Annotated in this window: 22 protein-coding genes, 1 tRNA gene and 2 rRNA genes; 7 read left to right on the top strand and 18 right to left on the bottom strand. The window is 36.9% G+C overall.

Features of this window, described 5'->3' with window-relative positions:
- Positions 1-27: 27 nt before the first annotated feature.
- The 18 genes from PMOB_RS09555 to PMOB_RS09470 form a co-directional block, all read right to left on the bottom strand.
- Positions 28-2,948: ribosomal RNA gene (locus PMOB_RS09555) — 23S ribosomal RNA — on the bottom strand.
- A gap of 38 nt (positions 2,949-2,986) precedes the next feature.
- Positions 2,987-3,064 (bottom strand) — tRNA-Ile (locus PMOB_RS09550).
- Positions 3,065-3,114: 50 nt separating this feature from the next.
- Positions 3,115-4,626: ribosomal RNA gene (locus PMOB_RS09545) — 16S ribosomal RNA — on the bottom strand.
- The 16S and 23S rRNA genes sit together here with 1 tRNA gene alongside, the layout of an rRNA operon.
- A 157-nt stretch (positions 4,627-4,783) precedes the next feature.
- Positions 4,784-5,308, bottom strand: coding sequence for a hypothetical protein (locus PMOB_RS09540; protein WP_012209642.1), 525 nt, complete (start codon positions 5,306-5,308; stop codon positions 4,784-4,786).
- A 240-nt stretch (positions 5,309-5,548) separates the two neighbouring features.
- Positions 5,549-6,334, bottom strand: coding sequence for a DUF4895 domain-containing protein (locus PMOB_RS09535; RefSeq protein ID WP_012209641.1), 786 nt, complete (start codon positions 6,332-6,334; stop codon positions 5,549-5,551).
- Between the two features lies 1 nt (position 6,335).
- On the bottom strand, positions 6,336-8,060 hold the full coding sequence (uvrC, locus tag PMOB_RS09530) for an excinuclease ABC subunit UvrC (protein ID WP_012209640.1): 1,725 nt from the start codon (positions 8,058-8,060) through the stop codon (positions 6,336-6,338).
- Positions 8,061-8,314: 254 nt separating this feature from the next.
- Positions 8,315-8,848, bottom strand: a complete 534-nt coding sequence (locus PMOB_RS09525) for a DUF501 domain-containing protein (protein ID WP_012209639.1) — start codon at positions 8,846-8,848, stop codon at positions 8,315-8,317.
- A complete protein-coding gene (locus PMOB_RS09520; protein WP_012209638.1) occupies positions 8,815-9,663 on the bottom strand; it encodes a 50S ribosomal protein L11 methyltransferase in 849 nt (282 codons plus the stop codon). The genes PMOB_RS09525 and PMOB_RS09520 overlap by 34 nt, the downstream gene beginning before the upstream one ends.
- 1 nt (position 9,664) lies before the next feature.
- Positions 9,665-10,201: a folate family ECF transporter S component gene (locus PMOB_RS09515; RefSeq protein ID WP_012209637.1), complete on the bottom strand. Its 537-nt coding sequence runs from the start codon at positions 10,199-10,201 to the stop codon at positions 9,665-9,667.
- 16 nt (positions 10,202-10,217) lie between these two features.
- Positions 10,218-11,048, bottom strand: coding sequence for an alpha/beta hydrolase (locus tag PMOB_RS09510; protein WP_012209636.1), 831 nt, complete (start codon positions 11,046-11,048; stop codon positions 10,218-10,220).
- Positions 11,049-11,082: 34 nt separating this feature from the next.
- The gene (gene miaB, locus PMOB_RS09505) at positions 11,083-12,402 is read right to left on the bottom strand and encodes a tRNA (N6-isopentenyl adenosine(37)-C2)-methylthiotransferase MiaB (protein WP_012209635.1); all 1,320 of its coding nucleotides are present in this window, start codon (positions 12,400-12,402) and stop codon (positions 11,083-11,085) included.
- A 62-nt stretch (positions 12,403-12,464) separates the two neighbouring features.
- On the bottom strand, positions 12,465-13,331 hold the full coding sequence (rpsB, locus tag PMOB_RS09500; RefSeq protein ID WP_012209634.1) for a 30S ribosomal protein S2: 867 nt from the start codon (positions 13,329-13,331) through the stop codon (positions 12,465-12,467).
- Positions 13,332-13,442: 111 nt separating this feature from the next.
- A complete protein-coding gene (gene rsfS / locus PMOB_RS09495) occupies positions 13,443-13,790 on the bottom strand; it encodes a ribosome silencing factor (protein WP_012209633.1) in 348 nt (115 codons plus the stop codon).
- A gap of 22 nt (positions 13,791-13,812) precedes the next feature.
- The gene (gene glmS / locus PMOB_RS09490) at positions 13,813-15,651 is read right to left on the bottom strand and encodes a glutamine--fructose-6-phosphate transaminase (isomerizing) (protein ID WP_012209632.1); all 1,839 of its coding nucleotides are present in this window, start codon (positions 15,649-15,651) and stop codon (positions 13,813-13,815) included.
- Between the two features lie 15 nt (positions 15,652-15,666).
- Positions 15,667-16,647 carry a phosphate acyltransferase PlsX gene (gene plsX / locus PMOB_RS09485; RefSeq protein WP_012209631.1) on the bottom strand — a complete coding sequence of 327 codons (981 nt, stop codon included), beginning with the start codon at positions 16,645-16,647 and terminating at the stop codon, positions 15,667-15,669.
- A 4-nt stretch (positions 16,648-16,651) separates the two neighbouring features.
- The gene (rpmF, locus tag PMOB_RS09480; protein ID WP_012209630.1) at positions 16,652-16,834 is read right to left on the bottom strand and encodes a 50S ribosomal protein L32; all 183 of its coding nucleotides are present in this window, start codon (positions 16,832-16,834) and stop codon (positions 16,652-16,654) included.
- A 27-nt stretch (positions 16,835-16,861) separates the two neighbouring features.
- Positions 16,862-17,425 carry a YceD family protein gene (locus PMOB_RS09475; RefSeq protein WP_012209629.1) on the bottom strand — a complete coding sequence of 188 codons (564 nt, stop codon included), beginning with the start codon at positions 17,423-17,425 and terminating at the stop codon, positions 16,862-16,864.
- Between the two features lie 150 nt (positions 17,426-17,575).
- Entirely contained in the window at positions 17,576-18,070 is a 495-nt protein-coding gene (locus PMOB_RS09470; protein ID WP_012209628.1) for a hypothetical protein, read from the bottom strand.
- Positions 18,071-18,266: 196 nt separating this feature from the next.
- Here PMOB_RS09470 and PMOB_RS09465 point away from each other — a divergent pair, with 196 nt between their 5' ends.
- From PMOB_RS09465 to PMOB_RS09435, 7 genes are all read left to right on the top strand, one after another.
- Positions 18,267-19,469 carry a hypothetical protein gene (locus PMOB_RS09465; RefSeq protein WP_012209627.1) on the top strand — a complete coding sequence of 401 codons (1,203 nt, stop codon included), beginning with the start codon at positions 18,267-18,269 and terminating at the stop codon, positions 19,467-19,469.
- 159 nt (positions 19,470-19,628) lie between these two features.
- Positions 19,629-20,081 carry a hypothetical protein gene (locus tag PMOB_RS09460; RefSeq protein ID WP_012209626.1) on the top strand — a complete coding sequence of 151 codons (453 nt, stop codon included), beginning with the start codon at positions 19,629-19,631 and terminating at the stop codon, positions 20,079-20,081.
- Between the two features lie 133 nt (positions 20,082-20,214).
- Positions 20,215-20,667: a hypothetical protein gene (locus PMOB_RS09455; protein WP_012209625.1), complete on the top strand. Its 453-nt coding sequence runs from the start codon at positions 20,215-20,217 to the stop codon at positions 20,665-20,667.
- 190 nt (positions 20,668-20,857) lie between these two features.
- Positions 20,858-22,348 carry a hypothetical protein gene (locus PMOB_RS09450; RefSeq protein ID WP_012209624.1) on the top strand — a complete coding sequence of 497 codons (1,491 nt, stop codon included), beginning with the start codon at positions 20,858-20,860 and terminating at the stop codon, positions 22,346-22,348.
- Positions 22,345-23,511: a type II secretion system protein GspD gene (locus PMOB_RS09445; RefSeq protein WP_012209623.1), complete on the top strand. Its 1,167-nt coding sequence runs from the start codon at positions 22,345-22,347 to the stop codon at positions 23,509-23,511. The genes PMOB_RS09450 and PMOB_RS09445 overlap by 4 nt, the downstream gene beginning before the upstream one ends.
- The gene (locus PMOB_RS09440; RefSeq protein ID WP_012209622.1) at positions 23,508-24,587 is read left to right on the top strand and encodes a hypothetical protein; all 1,080 of its coding nucleotides are present in this window, start codon (positions 23,508-23,510) and stop codon (positions 24,585-24,587) included. The genes PMOB_RS09445 and PMOB_RS09440 overlap by 4 nt, the downstream gene beginning before the upstream one ends.
- 94 nt (positions 24,588-24,681) lie before the next feature.
- Complete coding sequence (locus PMOB_RS09435; protein WP_012209621.1) at positions 24,682-25,713, top strand: AfsR/SARP family transcriptional regulator; 1,032 nt, start codon at positions 24,682-24,684, stop codon at positions 25,711-25,713.
- Positions 25,714-25,718: the final 5 nt, after the last annotated feature.

The raw sequence follows: 25,718 nt of genomic DNA, 5'->3' as shown, positions 1-25,718 counted from the left end.
ATTACTCATTCACAAGTGCATAGAGTTTCGTCCAAAGCCTCGGGCTATTAGTACCGCTCGGCTCAATACTTCTCAGTACTTACACCTGCGGCCTATCTACGTCTTGTTCTCAAACTGCCCTTACCTCTCTCGAGTGGGAAGCCTATTGTTTGGGCCCGTTTCCCGCTTAGATGCTTTCAGCGGTTATCGGTTATATGTGTGGCTACTCAGCTCCTGCTACTTGCATAACAGCTGATTCACCAGGGACATACTCACTCCGGTCCTCTCGTACTAGGAGCAACCCCCTTCAAGCTTCCTACCCCCGCAGCAGATAGGGACCGAACTGTCTTACGACGTTCTGAACCCAGCTCACGTACCGCTTTAATGGGCGAACAGCCCAACCCTTGGGACCGGCTTCAGCCCCAGGTTGCGATGAGCCGACATCGAGGTGCCAATCCACGCCGTCGATGTGAACTCTCGGGCGTGATTAGTCTGTTATCCCCGGGGTAACTTTTATCCGTTGATCGACGGCCCTTCCTCTCAGAACCGCCGGGTCACTAAGTCCAGGTTTCCCTCCTGATCGACTCGTCAGTCTCTCAGTTAAGCAGGCTTTTGCCTTTGCACTCTTCAGTGGATTTCCAACCCACTTGAGCCTACCTTCGAACACCTCCGTTACCTTTTAGGAGGCAACCGCCCCAGTTAAACTGCCCTCCTAACACTGTCCAGGTCAAGCTCTTCACTTTCTCCCGTTAGTAACCCATCGTTGTAAGGGCGGTATCCCACGGACGGCTCCAGCTGCCCTGGCGAGCAGCTTTCTCCGCCTCCCGCCTATCCTGTACATACAACGATAAGTTACAATGTCAGGTTACAGTAAAACTCCACGGGGTCTTTCCGTCTAGCTGCGGGTCCTTGGCGTCTTCACCAAGCTTGTAATTTCACCGGATCCTCCGTTAAGACAGCTCCCTAGTCGTTACGCCATTCATGCAGGTCGGAACTTACCCGACAAGGAATTTCGCTACCTTAGGACCGTTATAGTTACGGCCGCCGTTTACCGGGGCTTCAGTTCGAAGCTTGCACCTCTCCCCTTAACCTTCCGGCACTGGGCAGGCGTCAGTCCCTATACTTCCACTTCCGTGTTAGCAGAGACCTGTGTTTTTGGTAAACAGTCGCTAGGGACTTGTCACTGCGGCTCTATTAACATGATTCCTCATGCTAATAGTCCACCCCTTCTCCCGAAGTTACGGGGCCATTTTGCCTAGTTCCTTAACGAAGGTTATTCCGCTCCCCTTTGCCTTCTCAGCTCGTCTACCTGTGTCGGTTTCCAGAACGGGCAGTAAAAAAATCAACGCTACACGAGGCTTTTCTTGACAGTGTGATTATCTACCGTTGGCCTTGCGGCCTCCCCATCACGACTCCTCCTCCACCAGCGGATTTCCCTACCGGCTTCTTCGGCATCGTCGCTTGGAAGATTTGCAACCCTATCTCGGTAGCTTTACCTCCTGTGTCCCCCCTTGCAGCTCTTCTTTTACTGGTACGGGATTCTTCACCCGTTTTCCATCGGCTACCCCTTTCGGGTTCACCTTAGGTCCCGACTTACCCTGGGCGGACGACCCTTCCCCAGGTAACCTTAGACTTTAGGGGTGGGAGATTCTCACTCCCATTTCGTTACTCATGCCTGCATTCTCTCTTGTGCTTCGTCCACATAACCTTCCAGTTACGCTTCTCCCTCGCACATTGCTCCCCTACCTATAGCCTTTCGGCTATACCGTAGCTTCGGTGCGCGGCTTTAGCTCCGTTACATTTTCGGCGCAGTCCTCTTCTACCGGTGAGCTGTTACGCACTCTTTTAAGGATGGCTGCTTCTAAGCCAACCTCCCGGCTGTCTCAAGAGGTCCACTTCCTTTCACACTTAGCCGCTTCTTCGGAACCTTAGCTGTCGGTCTGGGCTCTTTCCCTCTCGACCATGAAGCTTATTCCCCACAGTCTTTCTCCCTGGTATCCAGTTATGGCATTCGGAGTTTGATTGGTTTCAGAGGTCTACCCCCCTACGCCATTCAGTGCTCTACCTCCATAACTCTTCTTCCAGAGGCCGTGCCTACACACGTTTCGGGGAGAACCAGCTATCCCCAGGTTCGGTTAGCTTTTCACTCCTACCCACATGTCATCCGAGGATTTTTCACTATCCACCAGTTCGGACCTCCACTTGGTTTTACCCAAGCTTCATCCTGCACATGGGTAGCTCACCTGGCTTCGGGTCTATTTCCAGTGACTTGCGCACTATTCATACTCGGTTTCCCTTCGGCTCCACCTACCGGCTTAACCTCGCCACCGAAAATAACTCGCAGGCTCATTAATCAAAAGGCACGCGGTCACTTTCGCTCCCGCTTCCTGTAGGCATACGGTTTCAGGTTCTCTTTCACTCCCCTCCCGGGGTCCTTTTCACCTTTCCCTCACGGTACTATTCCACTATCGCTCAGCTGTCCTCTTTAGCCTTGGATGGAGGTCCACCCAGCTTCACGCAGGATTCCTCGTGTCCTACGCTACTCGGGTTAACAGCAGTCGAATCTATATACTTTCGTGTACAGGACTTTCACCTTCTTCGGTAGGCCTTCCCATGCCTTTCCACTTCGTATATATATCCAACCCCCTATCTGGCAGTTCGGGTAGCTGTTACCCACAACTCAGTAGCAACAACGCCTGCCCGCTTTTACATCGCTACTGTTTGGGCTCTTCCCTTTTCGCTCGCCGCTACTAGGGGAATCTCGTTTGATTTCTTTTCACCGGGTACTATGATGTTTCACTTCCCCAGCTTCGCCTCCTGTCTCCAGGATGCCTTTCGGCAGGTTTCCCCATTCGGATATCTGCGGATCTTCGCTCGTTTGCAGCTCCCCACAGCTTTTCGTAGCTTACCACGTCCTTCTTCGCTTCCAGCTGGCTAGGCATCCACCGTATGCCCTTCTCTCTTTGGACGTACTCTATGCACTTGTCAATGAGCTTTCTTTCAGGGTTGGTGGGCTAGGGAGGACTTGAACCTCCGACCTCACGCTTATCAGGCGTGCGCTCTTACCAAGCTGAGCTACTAGCCCAACTCTCTCAAAAGTAGATAGAGGAGGTAGAAACTTTGTAATCTCCTTAGAAAGGAGGTGATCCAGGCGCACCTTCCGGTACACCTACCTTGTTACGACTTCGCCCCCCTCGCTAAGCCCACCTTCAACAGTACCTACCGTACTGCCTTCAGGTGTTCCCAACTCGGGTGGCGTGACGGGCGGTGTGTACAAGGCCCGGGAACGTATTCACCGCAGTTTGGCTGACCTGCGATTACTAGCGATTCCAGCTTCATGTAGGCGGGTTTCAGCCTACAATCCATATTACGGAGAGTTTTTCCGGATCCGCTCCACCTTCCGGCTTCGCTTCCCTTTGTCCTCCCCATTGTAGCACGTGTGTCGCCCAGAGTATAAGGGGCACGCTTATCTGACGTCATCCCCTCCTTCCTCCGCCTCGTCGGCGGCTGTCCAATTAGTGTCCCCAACTTTACTTGCTGGTAACTAATTGCAGGGGTTGCGCTCGTTGTGGGACTTAACCCAACACCTCACGGCACGAGCTGACGACGACCGTGCACCACCTGTGTAACCTCCTACCTTACGGTAGGCCAGTAGATTTCTCTACCTTCAGTTACATGTCAATCCCTGGTAAGGTTCTTCGGTTAGCTTCGAATTAAACCACATGCTCCACCGCTTGTGCGGACCCCCGTCAATTCCTTTGAGTTTCATCCTTGCGGACGTACTCCCCAGGTGGCTCACTTAGCGCGTTCGCTTCAGCACAGAGAGTCTTTCGCTCCCTACACCTAGTGAGCATCGTTTAGGGCCAGGACTACCCGGGTATCTAATCCGGTTTGCTCCCCTGGCTTTCGGACCTCAGCGTCAGCTGTAGCCCAGTAGACCAACTTCTTCACCGGCGTTCTTACCTGTATCTGCGGATTTCACCCCTACTCAGGTAATTCCGTCTACCTCTGCTACGCCCAAGATGATCAGTTTCATCCGCAAGCCGATCGTTGAGCAATCTTTTCACAGATGACTTGATCACCCGCCTACGTCCCCTTTACACCCAGTAATTCCGGGCAACGCTCGCCCCCTACGTCTTACCGCGGCTGCTGGCACGTAGTTAGCCGGGACTTTTCCTAACCTACCTTCTTCTGTAGTGTGTCCACTACCCTTTTATTCGATTAGTTCAGAAGTTTACATCCCGAGGGACTTCTTCCTTCACGCGGCGTCGCTGGATCAGGCTTTCGCCCATTGTCCAAGATTCCCCACTGCTGCCTCCCGTAGGAGTAGGGCCCGTGTCTCAGTGCCCTTGTGACCGTCCATGCTCTCACACCGGTTATCCGTCATCGGCTTGGTAAGCCTTTACCTCACCAACTACCTGATGGATAGTAGGTCCATCCTAAGGCTGTCTACCACTTTCCCCTCTCGGGCTTATCAGAGTTTACCTACCGTTTCCAGTAGCTATCTCTGTCCTTAGGGCAGGTCCCTACCTTTTACTCACCCGTTCGCCACTGGTTATATCTCCGAAGATCTATAACCCGTCCGACTTGCATGTGTTACGCACGCCGCCAGCGTTAACCCTGAGCCAGGATCAAACCCTTCATCCTATACTCTTGGGCCTCCTCTATCTACTTTTCAATGAGCTTTCCCTTTCCTTCTTCTCTTACTTTTTTCTTTCTTTCTCTCTTTCATCCATCAGCGTTGTATATATTACCACATCTCTCTCCACTTTGTCAATTTCTTTTTTATGAACTTATTTGAAAATTATTGTGAATTCATCAAAGAAAAAGAATAGTATACATTGAATATCGAATATCCTAAATAGGCTATGGAAGGTAAATAAAACCATTTGTTTTGGCCTATTTCAGTTTGTCCGAACAATTGTATTCCTACCCAGTTTAAAGAATATTTTATTATTATATAAGTTATAGCAATAGTCATAAAGATTGAAAAGAAAAAAGAGATAGCGCCTATTAACGAGTATCTGTGAAGTCTAGCTTTTTCTATGGCATATATTTCAAATAGTATTCCTAAGACCAACATTAATATAGATAGAAAAAATATTTGTCTGGTTTCTAACGGAAAATTGGGGTTAAGAAGATCATTAATAATAGGTTTTACAGTGTTCATTATTACTACGAGTAATATAAATATTACAGAAATAACTATATTAAATGTACCATATAGCATTTCAGCGAGTGTAAAAGGAGATTTTTTTTCTTTTTTTATATTTTTTGGCGTTAGATTTTGATTAGTCCTTTTATAATAATCTTCAATGTTTACTTTCATTGTTCTCTCCTTTTGTAGAAGTATTACATTTCTATTATCTAGGGCCCTTTCACCCTGCTCCCCACCCATAAGGAGCAAGGAGTAAGATCTAATCCACTTCCATCTCATAAGGGGGAAAAATCAATGTTTTGCCCTGCCGCCCACCTTTCTAAAAGGGACCTACGGTCCCTAACCCAGAGGAGATGGGGGGAGGGCTCCGCCCTGTGACCCTTTTAAAAATCAAAAGCTTTTTTTTATGCGTTATAGATCAATTTTTATTTCATTAATTTGGTCAACTATTTTAGCAGTCTTTTTTATAAATTGATCATAAATAGATTTGAAGTCTATATCAAGGATACGATCTGCAGGTGTTTTGAATACGGCTAATGCTGGTGCTTTAACTTTCATTTCTGGAAGTTTGTATGAATTTTCCAAAAAATTGTATCCTCGAAGCACTTTTTCTTTTAATATTCGACCTATTTCAATATATATAGATACTTCTGAACTACTTATATGATCGGGAACTTTAAATAAAACATGAATGTCCTTCAAATATGGAAAATAAAATATGTCATCATCCCATTGCTTGTAATGTTCTATTATGAATTTCAATTTTTCATCTGTTATGCTCTGATAGAGAGAAATGTATTCTTCGCCTTTTAATTTTTCAGAGAATATGAGCTTTTTTATAAGCCTTTCATTTCCCCATACCCTGTATGATGTAATTTTAAAAGGTGATTGTACTATTCCAAATGCCGTGTCGGGTTGTATTATTTTATTGTATTGCTTAGATAGTTCTGTGTATTTTTTTAGTAATATATCAGGATCATTGTAATACGTAGGATATAAAACACTCATAACTTTTCCTGGTTTATCAGGTCCCAGAGTTTCAAAAACTCTTCCTTCTTCATCTATAAAAATACAGTAGACTGGAAATTTGTCTTCACCATCGTAAACAGCGCCAAAGAAAAAATGTTGAAATTCATCGGCTAAAAAGCTTTTGTATTTATTTAAGTAACTTATGGCAAATTCTATTAATTTTTCCAAATTATTTCTCTCCCAAACTTTCTTTTATTCTTTTAGCGATTTTTTCACTTTTAACGACTTTCGATATCTCTTCAATTGATGCTTCCAGTAATTTTTGAATCCCTCCAAAATGTTTTATTAATTCTTTTTTCCTTTTTGGACCTATACCGTAAATATCATCCAACTTTGTTTTTTCAAATCGTTTACTTCTGAGACTTCTGTTAAAGCCTATAGCAAACCTATGGGTTTCATCTCTTACGTATATAAGCAGCCTCAACACCGGATGATCTAGTGGTAAGTGAAGATCTGGTATGTCACCTGGAAAAACTATCCTTTCATCTTCTTTGGCGATACCTACAACATCGACATCTTTCAAAGAATAACCAATTTCTTTTAGTGCTTCTACAGCTGAATTTACCTGTCCTTTTCCTCCATCAATAAATAAAAGATCAGGTAATTCATGCTTTTGATATCTTCTTTTTATAACTGTTCTGATGCTTTCAAAGTCATCTGGCGCTTTTATATCATCTAATCGATACTTTCTGTATCCTTCTTTTTTGGGCTTGCCGTTTTCAAAACGTACTAAAGAGGCAACGGTATATAACCCTTGAAGATGAGATATATCTATACCTTCAATAATTTTTGGTTCTTTTTTCAAAGAAAGTATCTCTTTTGCTTGTTTTAAAGCAAAGCTTAAGTCTTTTTGCCTTTTTATTTCTTCTTGCAAATTTGTATAAGCCATTTCATATATTTTAGAACTTTTACCTATCTTTTCGATTCTTTTTAAGCCTTTTTCTTTCAGAAAATCCAATATTTCTGGAGAAATTTCTTCATTGTATAATGTCGATATCAAAGAAGGCGGTTCATTCTTTCTAACAATATAGTATTGATACAAGAAATCTTCTAACGTACCTTCCATTGTGAAGGAAAGTTTTGAAATCAAGTATCCTTTTCTCACTATTAAAACTAAATAAACAGGAGGCTCATACATTATTATATCTAAATTTTTCCCGTTTTTGTATTCAACTGCCACTTCTTCAAATAAATTTTCCAATTTGAACAACGTGTCACGCATCTGAGCAGCTTTTTCATAATTTTTTATTTTGGCATAATCCATCATTGCTTTTTGAAGATAGTTCTTCACTTCTTCAATATCTCCTGATAAAACTTTTTTAACCTTTTCCACTGATTCTTGATATACCGTTTCGTCTACATCCTTGTAACATGGACCATAGCATCTTCCTAAATGGTAAAGGAAACATGGTTTGCTTTTCCTGCCTAAATCTCTGTCACAACTTCTGATTTTATATACGCTTTGGAGTACTTCGATAACGTCTTTTACAAATTTAACATCAGAGTATGGACCATAGAATTTACCTTTTTCTTCTTTTTTTGTACGAATGTATTTTATCTTGGGGAATTGTTCATCCGTTACTAAAATATATGGATACACTCGTGTATCTTTTAACATTATATTGTATTTTGGCTTATGAATATAGATGAGGTTGGCTTCTAAGATAAATGCTTGATTTTCATTTGAAGTTATTATGTAGTCTAAATTTGTGGCTTTTTCTAGCATTTCATAAGTTTTTTCATTTCCTATGTAGTTTTTCTTGTTAAAATAGGAAGAAACTCTGTTTTTTAAGTTTTTTGCCTTGCCTATATATATAGGATCACCTTTATTGTTTTTAAAAATATATACTCCTGGTTTTTTAGGGATGTTGTTTAAAATTGATCTGTCTATCAAAGGTTGAGTCGCCTCCTTGCATTAAGGGGTAAACCCCTTAAGAACCCCAAGATCTTTGTTTGTTTTTAAAAAGTCTTTTTGCACAAAGCTGCAAAAGGGCTTCGCCACTTAAGAACCATATGAATCTTTGTTTCATTATCTTGTGTTAGCGCCCTTTCACCCCGCTCCCCACCCATCTAAGGAAGGACCTGCGGTCCCTAACTCAGCAGGAAAAGTGCTTCTCCCACACCCCATAAAATGAATGTAACTTGCCCTTAAGATTTTAATTTTTCACATCTACTGTCGTCGCAGCATTTCTTAGCAATGTAACGATCCACTATTCCCCCCACAGGATTATTTTCTCCAACTAAATAAGATGCATAGTGTAAGTGTAGGCATTTTACCGAAGAAAAATTCTCAATTCCACCTACTCCTGTCTCTTTTAGTTTCTTAATCATATTTTCAGGTAGGGAATTGATTTTTTCTCCTAATAGCTTCATTCTTTTTTCAATTTCTACTTGGTGAACACGTACCAGCTGTCGTTTTAATTCTGGATCATTTTGTATAATCTTTTCTATTTCAGTGATTTTTTGTTGGGCTTCCAGTTTTGAAACTTCTTCCACTAAATATGGACAAGTTAGCCAATAAAGAGTAGGAAATGGCTTTCCATCTTTTAAAGGAAAGCTCTTTATTACTTGAGGATAGCCATAAATGCATCTTTTTTCTATAGTTAATACGTTACTAACGCACCGTCCCAATTGTTTTTCAATTATTTTTAAATCTTTTTCTGAAACATCAGAGCTATCCAAGAACCATCCTCCATTCTATCTTTCAATACTAAATTTACATCTTTTGCTTGTTCAATAACCAATTTTTCCTTACTTTCAATTATACCAGAAAGGATGACAAATCCTTTATTTTTAAGTATTTTATCAAATTTAGGATCTTTCATTAACTGTATCAGTACTTCAGCCACAATATTAGAAACTAATATATCGAATCTTTCATGTTCTCCAACAGCGCTTAACAAATCGGATTCTTTTATCTCAATACTGACATTGTTTAAAATAGCAGTTTCTTTTGCTTTTTCTGTAGCCAAATCATCGTTATCTAAAGCCAAAACACGATTAGCCCCAATCTTTTTAGCCAAAGCGGACAATATTCCGCTACCTGTTCCAACATCAATAACATCTTTGCCTGTGCAACCAACCTTTCTTAAAAGTTCGGCTGCCAGTTTAGTGGTTGAATGTAAACCTGTTCCAAATGCACTTCCTGGTATTATATTCAATACTATTCCCGGTTTTTCTATTTTTTTATTGGAAAAAGGATTGATCCAAACTCCATCTATAAGTTCAAAAACATCTATTGTTTTTTTCCATTCTTCTAACCATTTTGATTCTTCGGTAATTTCCTTCGAAAGGAGTTTTAAACCATACATAGAAAGGAAATCCAAAATATCTTTGATTTGCTCTTCCTTCTTGACATACAACTTCAGAAAAGTCTTTGAACTTTCTACATCTTCTTCAAAGTAAAAGGAATTAAACCCATATTTTATGAACTGATCTATTATCTTTTCTTCCTCGCTGGCTTTTAATTCATAAACAAACTCATAATATTTATCCATCTTATTTTTTCTCCATCATTTTATTAATTTGAGGAATTCTCGTGAGTAATAAAAGCATTATAAAGGCGTTCAAAAAGAATGAGACCACATAGCCACCGATTCGTGGAGGCATAAGAACCGCATATGAAACATCAAAAGCTTGATGAATAAAGAATGGTGTTAAGGTTATTCCTACCGCTTCACCTAAACCACAGGAAATGGCTAGTGACCAATAATTGATTCTTCTTTTAAAAAAATACCTAAAAACTATACCTGGAATCAAACCGTGTAAGGCTGAGGTCAACGTGAATTGGGGAAGGAACGCCCCCATTGGATTTATCCAAAAACCAATCAAATCAGATAAACCTCCAACGATAAAACCATCCAGGGGCCCAAAAATAAAAGCGGAAAGAAACATAGGAATCGTTCCAAACCCAAATCTAATAACTTCCACATTGCCTATGGGAATTCTAATCGCTAATAACCTTGACAAAAGTATGGATAGAACTATAAACAACGAATTCATTACTAACCTATAGGTGGCATTCTTTTGGTCCATAAATTCACTCCTTACTTTAATGGATAATTAGCATATTTTTTGCAAAGAACCTTAATACATCTTTTATTTCTTGGCTCCAAAGAAACCAATTATGGTCGCCTGGTTTTATGAAAAGAGTTGAAGATATGCCATTGATTCTTAATTCATGGTGCAGTTCAGAAGCACCCAAATATAGGTAAAAGTAATCTTCACTTCCACAAGAAAGATAAACTGGAAGCTCTAAGCCGCTTTGTTTTACGTTTTCTATATAATTAAAAATATTCTCTTTCTCCCAAAACTTTGGGTCAAAAGGCCAGCCAAATGCGTCATGATAGTAATCTTCTCTTACATGAATTTCATTGCCATATAAATCGACTTCTTTCTCTGGGGGAACTTCTCTGGTTATTCCCCCACTTAAACTAGCAACAGACAAAAATAACTCTGGATACTTAAATGCCAACCTTAAGGCACCGTATCCTCCCATAGATAAACCGGCTATGAATCTTGAAGAACGTTCGTTATAAACCTTGTACTGCGTTTCTATATGTTGAAGAAGGTCCTCTATCAAAGCGGTTTCATAGTTAACACCAGTTGGAGAATTAACGTACCAACTGTTCTTAGCATCAGGCATCACGGCAACAAAAGGTGGAATTTCATTGTTAGTTATCATTAAATCCAAACTTTGATCTACTCGACCTTTTCTTAGCCAACTCGTTTCGTTCCCTCCATGTCCATGCAGAAGATAAATAGTCGGATATTTCCTGGTTTCAATGTCGTATTTAGGTGGAAGATAAATAGAATATTTCACATCACTTTTCAGTGCTCGGCTATAAAACGATAAAGATTCATATACTTTTCCATGTATCAAATGTGAACACCCCTTTTTTCTATCTATTAGGCCGTCAGTAAAGATTGTTTACAACCTCACCATACAATGGACCTGGTGTAATTTTATTGACCTTTACTTTCAAAAATTCACCGTTCAACTCTTCATTGCTTTCGAAGATTATTAATTTATTGTTCATAGTTCTTCCCATATAAGTACCATTTTTACCCGCTTTTCCCTCTTGAATTATAACAACTTCTTGTTCAAGATACTTTTCATTTTCTTCAAGGTTTATCCTTTTTTGTAACTCCATGAGATACTGCAATCTTTTATTTTTGATATGTTTAGGGACATCGTCATTTTGATATTTATAAGCTATGGTCCCTTCTCTTGGGGAATATTCTGCGATATTTATTCTCTCAAATCTACATTGCTTAATCAAATCTACCGTTTCTTCAAAATCCTCATCTGTTTCAGATGGAAAGCCCGTTATAAAATCACTGGATACCGTAACGTTAGCTACCTCTTTCTTTACCTTATTAACAAGTTCAATGAACTCTTCTCTTGTGTATTTTCTATTCATCGCTTTAAGAATCTTGTTGCTTCCCGATTGAGCTGGAAGATGAAAATAATTTGCCGCTTTTTCTTCGTTGGCAACAGTTTGTATCAAAGAATCGGTTATATCCGATGGATATGAGGTTAAAAACCAAATTCGTTTTATGGAATCAAATTCAGCTGCCTTTTGTATGAGAAGGTCTAATTTAGATTTTTTATCTCCAAAGTCCTTACCGTAGGAATCAACATTTTGACCTAAAAAGGTTATTTCTTTGTAGCCCTTTTTTGCATAGCTTTCAACTTCTCTTATTATATCTTCCATAGGTCTACTTTTTTCAAAACCTCTGGTATATGGAACTATACAGTACGAGCAATATTTGTTGCATCCGTATATGATAGTAATCCAAGCATGATGTTTACTTATTGGCATCTTTGGAATATCGTAATTGACATCATTCAATTTGTCGCTAAAATCAGCAAATCTTTTTCCATTTAAAGCACGCTTTACCAAATTTCCTATGTCTACCACATTTCTAGTGCCAAAGACAAAATCTATATTTTTAAATCTTTCAAGCAGATTCTCCCTTTCTTTTTCTGCAGAGCAACCACCTACACCTAAGATTAAATTCTTATTTTCATCTTTTAGTTTACCGTAACCGCCTATGGCACCATACATTTTATTTTCTGCTTTTTCTCTAACAGCACAACTATTTATCAATATTATGTCGGCTTCTTTTGGATTTTCAGTCCATTCGAAGCCTTCTTCTTTCAAAAGACCTGCCATTATTTCACTTTCATTAATATTCATTTGACAACCAAATGTCCGTATGTAAAATTTCAATATTATCACCTCTTATAAAAAAACCGGGAGCTATCCCCCGGTGTATTATGTAGAACCAAAAATTAAAATTTTTCGTCTTCGTCTTCTATTTCTGAAGGTATAAATTCTTCTTCCACTTCTTCTACTTCTTCAGCATAACTGGCGTATTTCTCTTCAGCTTCTAATTTTTCGTCCACTTCATCAATTACTTCGTCTTTTTCTTCTTCTTCTTCTTCTACTTCGCTACTTTCTTCGAGAGTTTCAATTCTACCTTCTTTTCCTTCAATAATCGCATCAGCCATTTTTGAAACAATGAGCATTATGGTTCTAATAGCATCATCGTTTGCTGGAATAACGTAATCAATAACATCCGGATCACAATTAGTATCCACCGTTGCTATTATAGGTATTTTAAGTAAATTAGCTTCTTTCACAGCGATTTCTTCTTTTTTAGGATCAATAATAAAAAGAATATCTGGAATTTTTTTCATTCCACGTAACCCACCCAAGTTTTTTTCTAATTTTTCTAAATTTCTGCGTATGGTTGCTTGCTCTTTTTTGGGTAGTTTCGAAAACTCTTCGCTTTCAACATATTCTGTTAGTTGTTCCAACTTATCAATTCTAGATTTTATCGTTTTGAAGTTTGTTAACAAACCACCAAGCCATCTGTTGTTTACAAAAAACTCTCCACATCTGCGGGCTTCATCGGCAACAATCTGCTGTGCCTGTTTCTTAGTCCCAACGAACAATACTCTTTTCTTCTCCATGACCGAATTTTTTAGGAAGTCATAGGCTTCGTCAATACTTTTCAAAGTTTTTTGTAAATCAATAATGTGAATACCTTTTCTTGCAGTAAAAATATAAGGCTGCATCTTGGGATTCCATCTTCTCGTCCTATGACCAAAGTGAGCTCCTGCTTCAAGTAACTGTTTCATACTTACCACTGACACAAAAATACACCTCCGTAGTTGTTTGATTTGGTTTTCTAACCTCCACCTTCCTTTTTTTCACCGACCCTTTTATGGGCACCGGGGTGAAAAACGAAAGATGTGAGTATTATTTTATAGTACCATTCTATTTTGTTCTCCCCAAAGCCCTTCTAAATCGTAGAATTCTCTACTCTCTTCCGAGAATATATGAACTATAAAAATACCCGCGTCGATTATCATCCAATCGGTACTTTTTCCTTTATCGTAAAAAGTTATGGGTATATCTTCATCTTTTAAATACCTAACTACTTGGTCTCTTAAAGCTACTCTATGTGGTTCTGAATTTCCCGTAACAATAACAAAGTAATCAACCATCAATTCAGAATTTTCCATGTCAAGTACAACAATATTTTCTCCATCTTTTTCTTCTAACAATTCCACTATTTCCTTAACGGAATTCAAAACATCAGTTTTTAACAAAAATTTATCACCTCCACTAAAATTATTCTACTGTGACACTTTTTGCCAAATTTCTCGGTTTATCTGGGTCCAAACCTTTTTGCACCGCTATGTAGTAAGCGAACAATTGAGTAATAGGAGCTACTACCAACGGTATTAAAGGTTCCAGAACAGTAGGCACATCGATGTAATCATCACATATTTTTTTCGTTTGTAGATCATCTTTTGGGGTTAAAGCTATAACCCTTGCGCCACGCGCTTTTACTTCCATAATGTTTGAAATCATTTTTTCTCTTAACTTCCCTGAAGGAACTATCGCAAAGACTGGAAAATTATCATCTAATAGTGCTATTGGCCCATGTTTTAATTCTCCTGCTTGATAGGCGATCGCATTGATATAACTGATCTCTTTTAATTTCAAAGCCCCTTCCAAAGCTGCGGGAAAACCAAAAACTCTACCAATGTACATCATGTCTTTGAAGTTTTTATACTTCTTTACCAATTCCATCATGTGACCGTTTGTTTCATTCAAGATCATTTTAAATAATTCTGGGATTTTTTCGATGGTTCTCATAATTTCATCCAACTCTTCGTTTTCGTAACCTTTCCAACGGATGAGTTGGGAAGCTAAGGTGTAAAGCAAAGCTATCTGTGCCGTATAAGTTTTCGTTGCAGCAACCCCTATCTCTGGACCAGTGTTGAGATAAAGGACTGCGTCAGATTCTCTCGGAATAGTTGACCCAACTACGTTACTTATAGCTAATACATATGCACCTTTTTTCTTTGCTAATCTGACACCTTCTAACGTATCTATAGTCTCCCCAGATTGAGAGATAGCCAACACCAAAGTATTACCATCTATCGCCGGATTCATGTATCTGAACTCTGATGCAACCTCAATGTCAAAATCAATATCTGAATATCTATTCATGAAGTATTTTGCAGCTAAACCAGCATGATAACTCGTACCGCATGCAACCACATATACTTTTTTCATTTGGTTCTTAACAAAACCTTCTAAAGATCGTACTTCTTTTATCTGTGGTTTCCCATCTTTTAATCGACCAACCAGAACGGATTCTAAAGCTATCGGTTGCTCAAAGATTTCTTTCAACATGAAATGCGGATATCCTGATTTTTCTGCCAGCGACTCATCCCAGGTTATAAGTATTGGTTTTCTCTCAAGAGGGACACCATCTAAGTTAAATAAAGAGTAACCTTTAGGAGTTAAAATAGCTACCTCTCCATCATTCAAAAAATTCATCTCTTTTGAATACTTCAGTAAAGGAGTAACATCTGAAGCTAACATACTAATACTATTATTACTTGCAATCACTAAAGGACTGCCTTTTCTTGCAGCAACTATTTGATCGGGTTTGTCTTTATGAACAACAGCAATAGCATACGCACCTTCGAGTTCTTCTAAAGCTTTTAAAACAGAATCAAAAAGATCTCCATTGTACTTATCTTCTATCAAATGTGCGATAACTTCTGAATCCGTTTCTGATTTGAAGATATGGCCCTTAACTTCAAGCTCCGTTTTCAACTCTTGAAAGTTCTCTATGATGCCGTTATGTACAACGGCTAACTCTTCTTTACAATCCAAATGTGGATGGGAATTTTGTTCTGAAACAACGCCGTGCGTTGCCCATCTTGTGTGGGCTATTCCAGAATAAAAACTTTCTTTCATTAAACCTTCATTTAGTAGTAATTTTTCAATCTCGCTTATTCTTCCCGGCATTTTTAGGTATTTTATAGAATGATTCACATTGTAAGCTAAACCTGCGGAATCGTATCCTCGATACTCAAGTTTTTTCAATCCAGAAATAAGATCTTCAACTTTCACTTTTCTATCGGAAACAAACCCTACTATCCCACACAATTGTTAAACCCCCTTTTAAATCTCAATCTTTTCGATCAAGTCAAATTTGGCGGCACGGTAAGCCACGTACAATGCATTAGCTATTGCTTCAGCGTCTGAAGACCCATGCGCCTTAACTAAAACACCATTGACCCCCAAAAAGAATGTCCCTCCGTAACTCCTATAATCAATTTTATTGACTAAAGATTTTAAAGAACCTCTTAGAAACAAGGCTCCTAATTTTGTGAATAACCCACCTTTTTTAATCGTTTCTTTCAATTCATGAAGGATGAAATAAGCTGTACCTTCCATAGTTTTTAAAACGTTGTTACCGGTGAATCCGTCTGTAACTATTATATCACACGTATCATCAAACAACTCACGTGCTTCTACATAGCCAACATAATTAAACTTCTTTTCTTCTTTCAACAAATTAGAAGCTTCTCTAACAATTGAATTTCCCTTTTCGTCTTCAGAACCGATATTTAAAATCCCAACCCTTGGATTTTCAAGATTCAAAAATTTAGCGTAAGCTATTCCCTCCCTTGCAAAATCATAAAAATGTTCAGCCTTTACTTCAGCGTTTGCTCCTGCATCCACCAAAATTTTGGGTTTATTGGATTTAGAAGGAAGGGCTAAAACCAAGGCAGGCCTTTTTATACCAGGTAGTCTACCTGCAACAAATGTACCGCTTGATAGTAATGCACCAGTGTTACCTGCACTAACAAAAGCATTTAATTCGTTATTTTTCAACATTTCGCAGCCTACGTACATCGAAGATTCTTTCATTTTCAAAACTTCCGTTGGTTTTGTCTCGTTACTAACCAAATTTTTAGCTGGGACAATCTGTAAATTCGATATTTTATCTAAATCTTCCTTTGAAATTTCATTTCCCACTATAACCAATTCTTCAGGAGAAAGGAACTTATTCTTTAAAGCAAAAAGTGCGCCCTCAACAACAGAACTGGGCGCATTATCACCGCCGTATAGATCGATACCTATTTTTACACTATTCATAGGCTCATTCACCTATTTCTAAGATTTGTTTGTCACCATAGTATCCACAATTCAAACAAACGCGGTGTGGTAATTTTGGCTCTCCGCACTTCGGACATTTTACAACATTGATCTTGTAGGCAGAGTAAAATTTCGCTCTTCTAGAATGTGTTTGACCTCTTGAAGCCTTTTGTTTTGGCGTTGCCATGTATGTTTCCCCCTTTGGTATTTTGTATTAATTTGATTTTTCATTATCCAACAACTTTTTTAGCATTACAAAACGTGGGTCAATATCCTCTGTTTCACAAGAATGCTCTGGATTTTCGTTCAAATCAATTCCACAGATAGGACATAGCCCTTTGCAATCTTCTTTACACAGTGGAACTTCTGGCACTGCTAATATTATAGTCTCTATTACTCGATTTGTCAAATCTATTGTTTGACCATCATAGTAAATGAGATTGTCTAACGTTTTTAAACGTTCAGTTTTCGATAAATACTTTTCAAAACTCCTACTCATATATACGGCTTCAAAACTTTCATCGATCCAATACTCTATAGGTTTCAAACATCTCGAACAATGAAGCTGAACCATAGTTTCAATTTTACCGTTTACCAATACTTGACTGTCGCCTTTCTCCAAAGAAACATTTACATCTATTGGGGCAAGTATCTTCGCCTTTTCAGAAGGTAGTTCAATTTCTTTCCAGTTTCTGATGATGATCTCTCTTTCTAATATCTTTTCAAAAGATTCTAATTCAACTATAAGGTTTTTATTTTTCAGTTCTTCGTTAAACATTATTCTCACCTCAGCCGTTTTATTTTACTTCAAAAACGTTTATCAAATACAAAATAATTGTTAATTTTTCAATAATAAAAAGAGAGGCAGGAATTAACCTACCTCTCGAGCATTTGCTGCACTATGCAAATAAGGGGCGCATAATTGTCTTTAAACTGCGGGGGAAACTGTGAAAACAAAATTACCAACCTTATCATTATATTCTCCATTTTTTAAAAGCAATTCTCTCATCTCAGGATTGCTAGCGAGCACCTGTTGAAAATTGAATCCTACTTGAACGGTTTTTTCAATAACTCCATACGATGAATCGTTACTATCAACAGAATAATTAAAGCTACTATTCAACAATTCAAACAATGCTTGGTTCTGTTCGTTAAAACTACTTCCTTCTGCATCAAATTCAACCATGAGTTCAAAAGTGGTATTTGCTACGATTTTTACCTTTATTTCTTCACTTTTGTTTTCAGGAGATGACAAATCCAATTCATAATCTAAACTTTCTTTATCAACAGAGTCAATTGCAGCATAACTAGAAACACTAATATAGACAGGGATATTAACACCATCAGAAGTTTGAGAAAAAGAAATAACACTGATATTTAAAACCAACAACATTATTATTGTTATAAAAATAATCTTTTTCATTACATTCACCACCTCTAATAAAAGTCTAATAAAATTATACTAAATAAAAATAAAAATGTCAAGTCTTTTATTATTTTTTTATGTACGATTAAAAGCGAATTATAATCATTTTTATTGAATTTTTATTGAAATAGTTAAAATTATTTATAAAAAATAATGTATAATTTAAAAAGAAAACTATTAGGAAGTGATTAAAATGAAGAAAATGATTGTCTTTATAACTTTCTTATTCTTAACTGTGAGCATATTTTCAGCAAATAATTATTTCGAATTTAAATTGGATTTAGACAATTACAACTATCAGCAAACTCAAATTTTTCTTAACCTGTCCAACGTTTATCGGGTAGAATTACAACTAGATAGTAATTACCAATTCTTTCATAGTTATTTTAACCTTTCAAGTTGGGGAAGCGGAAGTACTTATACATTACAACTAGGGTTTAATATCCAACCATTATGGCAAAACAATAACCAAAAAATTCTGGCTATGTTTCAGAATGGACTTTTATCTTCTTCAGGGACAAAAATAGGAGAAGTTTTGCTTTTAGACTCTACTGGGGAACAGTTAGATTTTATTGATGTTTATTTCGTAGTTGACAACTTTTTTGTCGACTATAACGTTTCAAACGATATAGTCTTTGAATTCACCCCACCTTATCCAGGTAGTGGGAAGTGGTATGATCAAAAATCCTCTAATGTATCCCTCAAGTCTAACTTGCCTCCCCTTCATGTTTACGTTGGTGTAGAGTTATTAGATGGGTTTGATTTTCTATCTGAAGGTAGCTATTTGCAATTTTTAGGTTCTCCAAATACGTATTTAAATAATCCTAATGTAGAGTTCGACATAACAGTTGGCTCTAATTTAGGTAACCTATTCAAAAATTATGGAAGTTTATTACAAGAAAAATTTGTCCAGGCTGGCTTCCCTGAAGAGGGACTTCACGTGGGGGATGTTGTAGTTTCTATCCCTATGGAGGGTGGGTATTTTAGTTATTTGGCTGTTCCTATTTACTTTAAGGTGCCTGAACCTGTTATAAACTTCATCGTCGGAGGAGAAGGCACAATTCAACTAACTTTTGACCTTGCCAATCCTCAGAATAATGTTATTTCTTCAGTTCCTGTACACATTGAATCAACTTTGCCAAATTACGATATTTATCTTTCAATGGATATTTTTGACAGTTACAGCTTTTTAGAGGATTATATTATATTACAAAATGACGAATTAATATCCGTAGATAGCAGTAATACCGATTTTGATATTGAAATAAAGGCAGATTTTGCTGATTTGTGGAATGACAAACGTGAGCAAATACTATCCCTTTTTGAAAATGAGGTGCTCACGGTCAATGAAATTATCCATATAGGTGATGTTTACATTACTCTTTCGTCCTCTTGATACCTTCCTGAATCTTTTTCTTATTTTTTATTTTCTTCTTACTGTTTTTCTTCAAAATTCTTATTGAAATTTTATTGAAATTAATTGCTATCTTATTAGCCCGAGTATAATTAAAACAGAATTAGTTTTATAAAAAATGAAGTCAGGGCGTGAGGGTAAATGATTCAAAAATTAAAATATACATTAATTTTTTCTTTCATAATTATCATTTCATCAACCTCATTTGCTATAAGCAAAGAGACCACTGTCCCTATATATTTAGCCGTACCTGAATACTTGAAAATTACCAACCTTAGCGATTCACGTTTAGACTTGTATGCTACAGTTGCCAATTGGGGCGACATAGTAGAAGACAGTTTAACTTTTAATGTTGAATCTAACATAAATTATAATTTAACAGCTAATTTTACGGTACTTAGCTCGCTACCTGGGTGGCAGCAATATTTGATACTAGGTTCTTATGATTTGCTACTGTCAGGCACTGGAGGAACTCCTGGAATCCACAATTATATTTTAACTTTTCAGCTGGATGTAGGCCTGTTGGAAGGACTTATATACACCTTTATGGAAGGTCAAATTGGGAATATTCAAATAACAGTTTCTAGCAACTGAAGTTGTAACATAAATTTTGATTGGATTTTTATTAAAAATTATTGTTGTTTTATTATAGTAAGTATAATTAAATTAGAAAAGTAAAATAAAGATAATTCAAATAAAACGAAAATTTTAAAAGGGGTGGAAAATTATGAAAAAAGTTTTAAGTTTGGCAGTTTTGATGATGGTGATGTTGATTTCAGTTTCAGGTTTGGCACAAGTTTCTGATACTGTTAACGTTCCAGTTTTTTTGAATGTTCCAGCATTTGTGAGATTGTCAGTAGATACTACAAGTCCTGATTCCCAGTTCGATTTAGTATTTGATCCAGCAAATCCTGCAAATCCTACAGATACTGTAAAGCTCTTAGCAGAGGCAAATGTTAATTATAGTGTTTCTTCTAGTATAGCTGAAGTGACTGGTTATGCTTCATGGGCTAGTTTATTACAAATTTCCATAGACACCAACGCAGCTGGTTTTGGAGGAGCAGGAAATGTGGTCTTCGATGTTACTGCAACACTTGACGTTCTAGGTAACTTAAATCTAGGTGCACTTCCTACAAATACAAAAATCGCTGATGTAACCTTTACCATAGCCTCAATTTAAGAGTTTTTAAAGAACATTTATTAATAATATCCCATATTTTTCAATTACCCCTTTTTGCAATTAGAGCACTTAAAAAGGGGTAATTTTATTAATATACACGTGCACTTTATTTTAGTGAATATAATTATTAAAGATTTTATAAATTTTAATTGTGCTATAATAGACACAAAAAAGGGGATAGGTAATAATCATGAAGAAATTTTATATCATATCAATTGTTTTTTTACTTTTTACAGCTTTTTCTTTTGCTCAGATAGCCGTTTCACCTTTGTCCGTTGAAAAAGATGTCAGGGCAGGGGAAGAATTCGTTGCCACAATAAACGTTATTGGTGGTAACACCACACAAAACGTTAGTATAGAGCTTTATCAAATGACTCAGGATCTTTCAGGAAATTTTGATTATGTAGAAGCAACTCCAGATAACTTTCTTTATTCAAGTTGGATTGAGTTCCCAAACTCCATCACTGTTTCTCCTCGTTCGACAACACCCGTTGAAGTCAGTGTAAATATTCCTTCGAAGGCTCCTTTTGGAACTTACAATTTTATCCTCATGATTACCCCAGAAGTTGAAACGAGTGGAACGATAGGAATAATTATAAGGTATGCAATACCAATAACGGTTCATGTACAAGGAACTGTCATAACAAGGGCAGAAGTTGAAGATGTGAAGGTTGTTCCAGATGAAGAAGGCAAACCGGTAATCGAAGCTACCATCTCTAATGGTTCCAGTTATGACCTCGTAATCTCTGCTGAAGCTATTTTGAGAGATAAATCGGGTAGGATGATAGAAAGATTACCTTTAAAATCTCCTTACATGGAAAATAACAATAGAACCGCCCAAAGAATATTGAAAGGAAATAAAGTTGTATTTTCAGGTAAGCCTACGTACTTGTTAGCTCCTGGAGAGTACAAAGTAAACCTTTTTGTTAACTACTCCAACAGGCAAAGGGTGTTTACATACGATATAACCGTTCCAGAAGAAGGCTTTAATTTCACTCCTCCCACGGAACTTGCGCTTATATTAGACAATACTGAGTTCAGTTATGAGCTTTACCCTGGTGCTGTAAAAACCTTTGTTATAAATCTACAAAATATGTCTAATCAAAACGTCACGGTACAAGTGGGGGGAGAAGAATTTGCGAGTTTACCTCAAGCTAAAGATAGATCCTTGCTATCATGGATCACGTTGAGGTCTCCATCATCTTTTATAGTTAACCCTCAACGAACCTCGAGGGTTATACTTTCTATAAACGTACCAAAGGAAGTCGAAAATGGTGCATACTACGGCAAAATCGTTTTAAATGCCTACGATGAATCGGGAGAATTTTTATCCCAGAAAAAGGTCAACGTTGAAACCGTTATAGGTGAAGTAAATTATGATGTTGAGTTAGTGAGCTCAAATTATGAAAAAATAGAAGGTAGCGGAATTTTCAGTGCTTTGATCAAAAATACGGGGGAGAGATACATAATTCCTAACGGAAGTTTGAGTATTTTAGACAGTGATGGTGTGAGCATAGGTGTTTACGATCTTCTTCCATATAGTCAAGAGTGGTTAGTACCAAGCCAAGAAACGATGTTGATCGGTGAAGTACCCATTTTAGAAGGGGAAGGTTATAGATACATCCTCACTATTTATAACACCGAACAAAGATTGAAAGTCTTCGAGGGGGAGTTAATGTGATAAAAAGCGTATTAAAAAGGTCCCTTTCTTTTGTTATTTTATCACTTATGTGTTTTTTAGCCTTCTCCCAAGAAAGTACTGCCCCAAAAGTGACTGCAACTTTCTATAACACCGATTTGATAGAAGCTCTGAACGAAATCTCTCTTCAAACGGGGGTAACGATTTTAACCGATCAATACTTGAGTGGCTTGGTCACAGCAGACTTTGTAGAAGTGGATTTAGAAAAAGCGTTGAATATACTTCTACTTCCCGGTGGCTACTCTTACAAAAAAATTGATGAAAATGTTTACTTTGTGGGATTAGCTGATCCTCAAAGTCATAATTTTTTGAACTTAGCTGAAATGCAAGTGTTTTCTTTGAATTATATTTCGGTGGAAAAATTTTTAAATTTGATTCCCGAAAATCTACACCAATACATAAAAACTAACGAAGAAACTAACCAAATAGTCGTGTATGCTCCACAAAATACAATAGATTATATAAAAGATCTGGTTGACAAGTTGGATAAGAGGGAACCATATATTGAATTAACCGTTTATATCGTTGAAACAAATGAAAGGTACTCTGATTTGATAAAGGGCAACGTGTTCAACATAAACCAAAAAGGTATAATTAACAGTTTTTCTTTTACGAGTCCTGCAATTGGATTTTCTGTACAAGATCTTTTTGAAGCTGAAATAGAGATGTACGAAAAGAACGAAACCGCAAATTTAGTTACTAAACAGGTTGTCAACGTTTTACCAGGAGAACCAGCGTTATTAAGTTTGAAGAATCTAGAGAGTATCGTTTTTACTACCTACAGAAACGAATTCAGAAATATTGAAAGTGGAATAGAAATAGAAATGACCCCAACTATGATGAATCAAATACTTCAAATTTCTTTTAGGACAAAAACAACAAACTTAATGGAAGTCACAAATGATAGCTATTTACTTTCAGAATCGGAGTTGGAGACTAAAGTGAATTTAAACCCCAACGAAATTTTGCTAATTGCTGATTTAGATTTGAGTCAACTTTATTCAAAAAATGGGGGAACAACTTTGTTAAAAGATCTTCCATTTCTTAGATTTTTATTCGGTGATAACCAAAACATTGATGAGAGCAAACGGATGATGATATTTTTAACTGCTACCCCAACCTTTGAAGGGGTTGATCAAAATTGAAAAAATATCTCTATCTTTTAACACTCTTCGTTTTGATGTTTCAAATTTTTGCGTTTTCACAAAGCTCTCAAATGTATAATTACTCAATTTACTCTGTTTTGAAGAATGATAGCAGAAGCGAAACTCTTTTGGGTAATGTGGCTGTTATTCAAGGTTACACTTTTAATTTTGTTTCGAAAGGCAATATTGATGCTACTTTCGGAATCACTCCTCTCAATGACTTGGGAGATAAGGTTAGAACAAAAATTATTATAGACAGTGTAAATATGCACTTTGAAAATACTATCGACCTCTCAAAAAACAAGAAAAACTATGTTACCTCGATTTATTATTTAGAAGGCGACGAAGAAAAGACGTTGGATATCTATCTCCAAGTTAACAACGTTGAAAAGTTAGAATTCACAGATCAAAAAGAAATTTCAAAAAAGAATAAAATTACTCTTAAAACTTATTACAACCAATTTTCTTATTATGAAGATGAGTTCATTACCGAAACAGAAGTGAAATTAAATAATTTAGTTTTCTTTGGCATGAGTAACTTACTTGATTACAAAAATGGGGGATATTACTTAGGAGTAATTTTTAATGGAATGAAAGTTGGCGCTAACTATCAAAACGATACCTTTTATCTGTTTTTGAACGACAAAACCTATATTGACTCGTTTGAATTCGATGGATTTTTTGTACCTTACACATTTTCCAATAACAGCCTTGATTTCAAAGGTGATTTTGCATTCACAGTTACCGAAAACTTCCCTACGTTTAAAATCGTCGATTTAAAGGATATACTTACCAATGAAGAACAAGGTTTTTATTTAGGAGAGAAAATAGCACGGGCTTTGAATTTTGAAGATCTTGGATTTTATCTTGGAAGAGAGCTCAAAAAATTGACTGAAAATATGAACAACAACTTTTTTGTTGGCTTAGATTTGAGTTATTTAGAAAATCAGTATGACTTCTCCTTAACAGGTGGCATTTCGAATCAGATATCAAATTTTAAATTTGAGACCTTAGGTGGTTATAACTTTGTTTCTAACACATTTTCTTTTTCTTTAACCTCCTTCTATGAATTTTAGTAGATATTGATCGCTTTAAAAACATTAATATTTTTTGGTTTATTATCGAAAGTGCTAAAATATTAATGGATTGATTATTAAAGGAGCATACCCTATGTTAAATATTTATATGTTAGGGGATTTTCAAATTTTTCTTGATGACAATCCAATAGAAAATTTAAAGTCAAGAAAAGCTAGAGAAATTCTAAAATATCTTATTCTCAACAGAGGCCAAAAGGTTTCCGTTTTTGATTTGTACGATCTCTTTTGGCCCGGTTTCGACGATGAAAGTGCCAGACAAAATTTAAATACCACACTATATTATATTAGAAAAAATTTAGGACTTAGTAGCGATGAATTAACTTTACAAGAGGATTTTTGCACATTTTCAAAATCAAAAGACATATATATAGATTTTGAAGAATTTTTAGCCTTAAGCGATGAAGGGTTTAAAGAGAAAGAAATCAATAGACGTTTGTTTTTATTCTCAAAGGCGGTTAGTTTATACAAAGGTGAGTTATTACAAGAAAACGTTCACGAAGAATGGGTAAGAGAAAAAAGGGAATATTTAAAACGTATATACGTTGATATGTTAATTGAAATGGGCAATATTCACCAAAAAATGAATAACCCAATAGATGCGCATTATTATTTTCAAAAAGCTTTTTATTATTCACAAAGAGAAGATAGTTGGTTAAGATTGATTAAATTCTACACAGAAAACAATGAACTTGAAAAAGCTAGAGGTTTATTCAACGAATACAAAGATATTTTTGGTCATGCAAAAGAATTTCCATTCTCTCCACCCATCGTGAATAATGGAGAATTAACAGCATTTTACGAAAAAAATGGTAACCTTTTGTCGTCAGAATTATTTGATATAGTTCTTGAACTTGAGAAAATTAAAAGAGATAAAGACCACCTATTAGTGGAGATTAAAATGCATTCTTCTTTTGACGACAAATTAATTAATGAAATAAAAAAGATCGTCAGGCAAGAAGATTTAATAAGTTATAATTCTCAAGATATATATATTTTATTTAGAGGAATTAAAAACCTTTCTGATAGTAGAGAGATTGTTGTTAAAAAGATCAATAATCTTTTAAATGAAAAAGGTTTCAAATACTCTGTAGTAAAGGTCGAATAAGGGTG

The organism is Petrotoga mobilis SJ95 (genome assembly GCF_000018605.1).
GTDB lineage: Bacteria > Thermotogota > Thermotogae > Petrotogales > Petrotogaceae > Petrotoga > Petrotoga mobilis.
The sequence above is the reverse complement of the archived record's forward strand: the minus strand, read 5'-3'. Positions and strand labels throughout refer to the sequence as shown.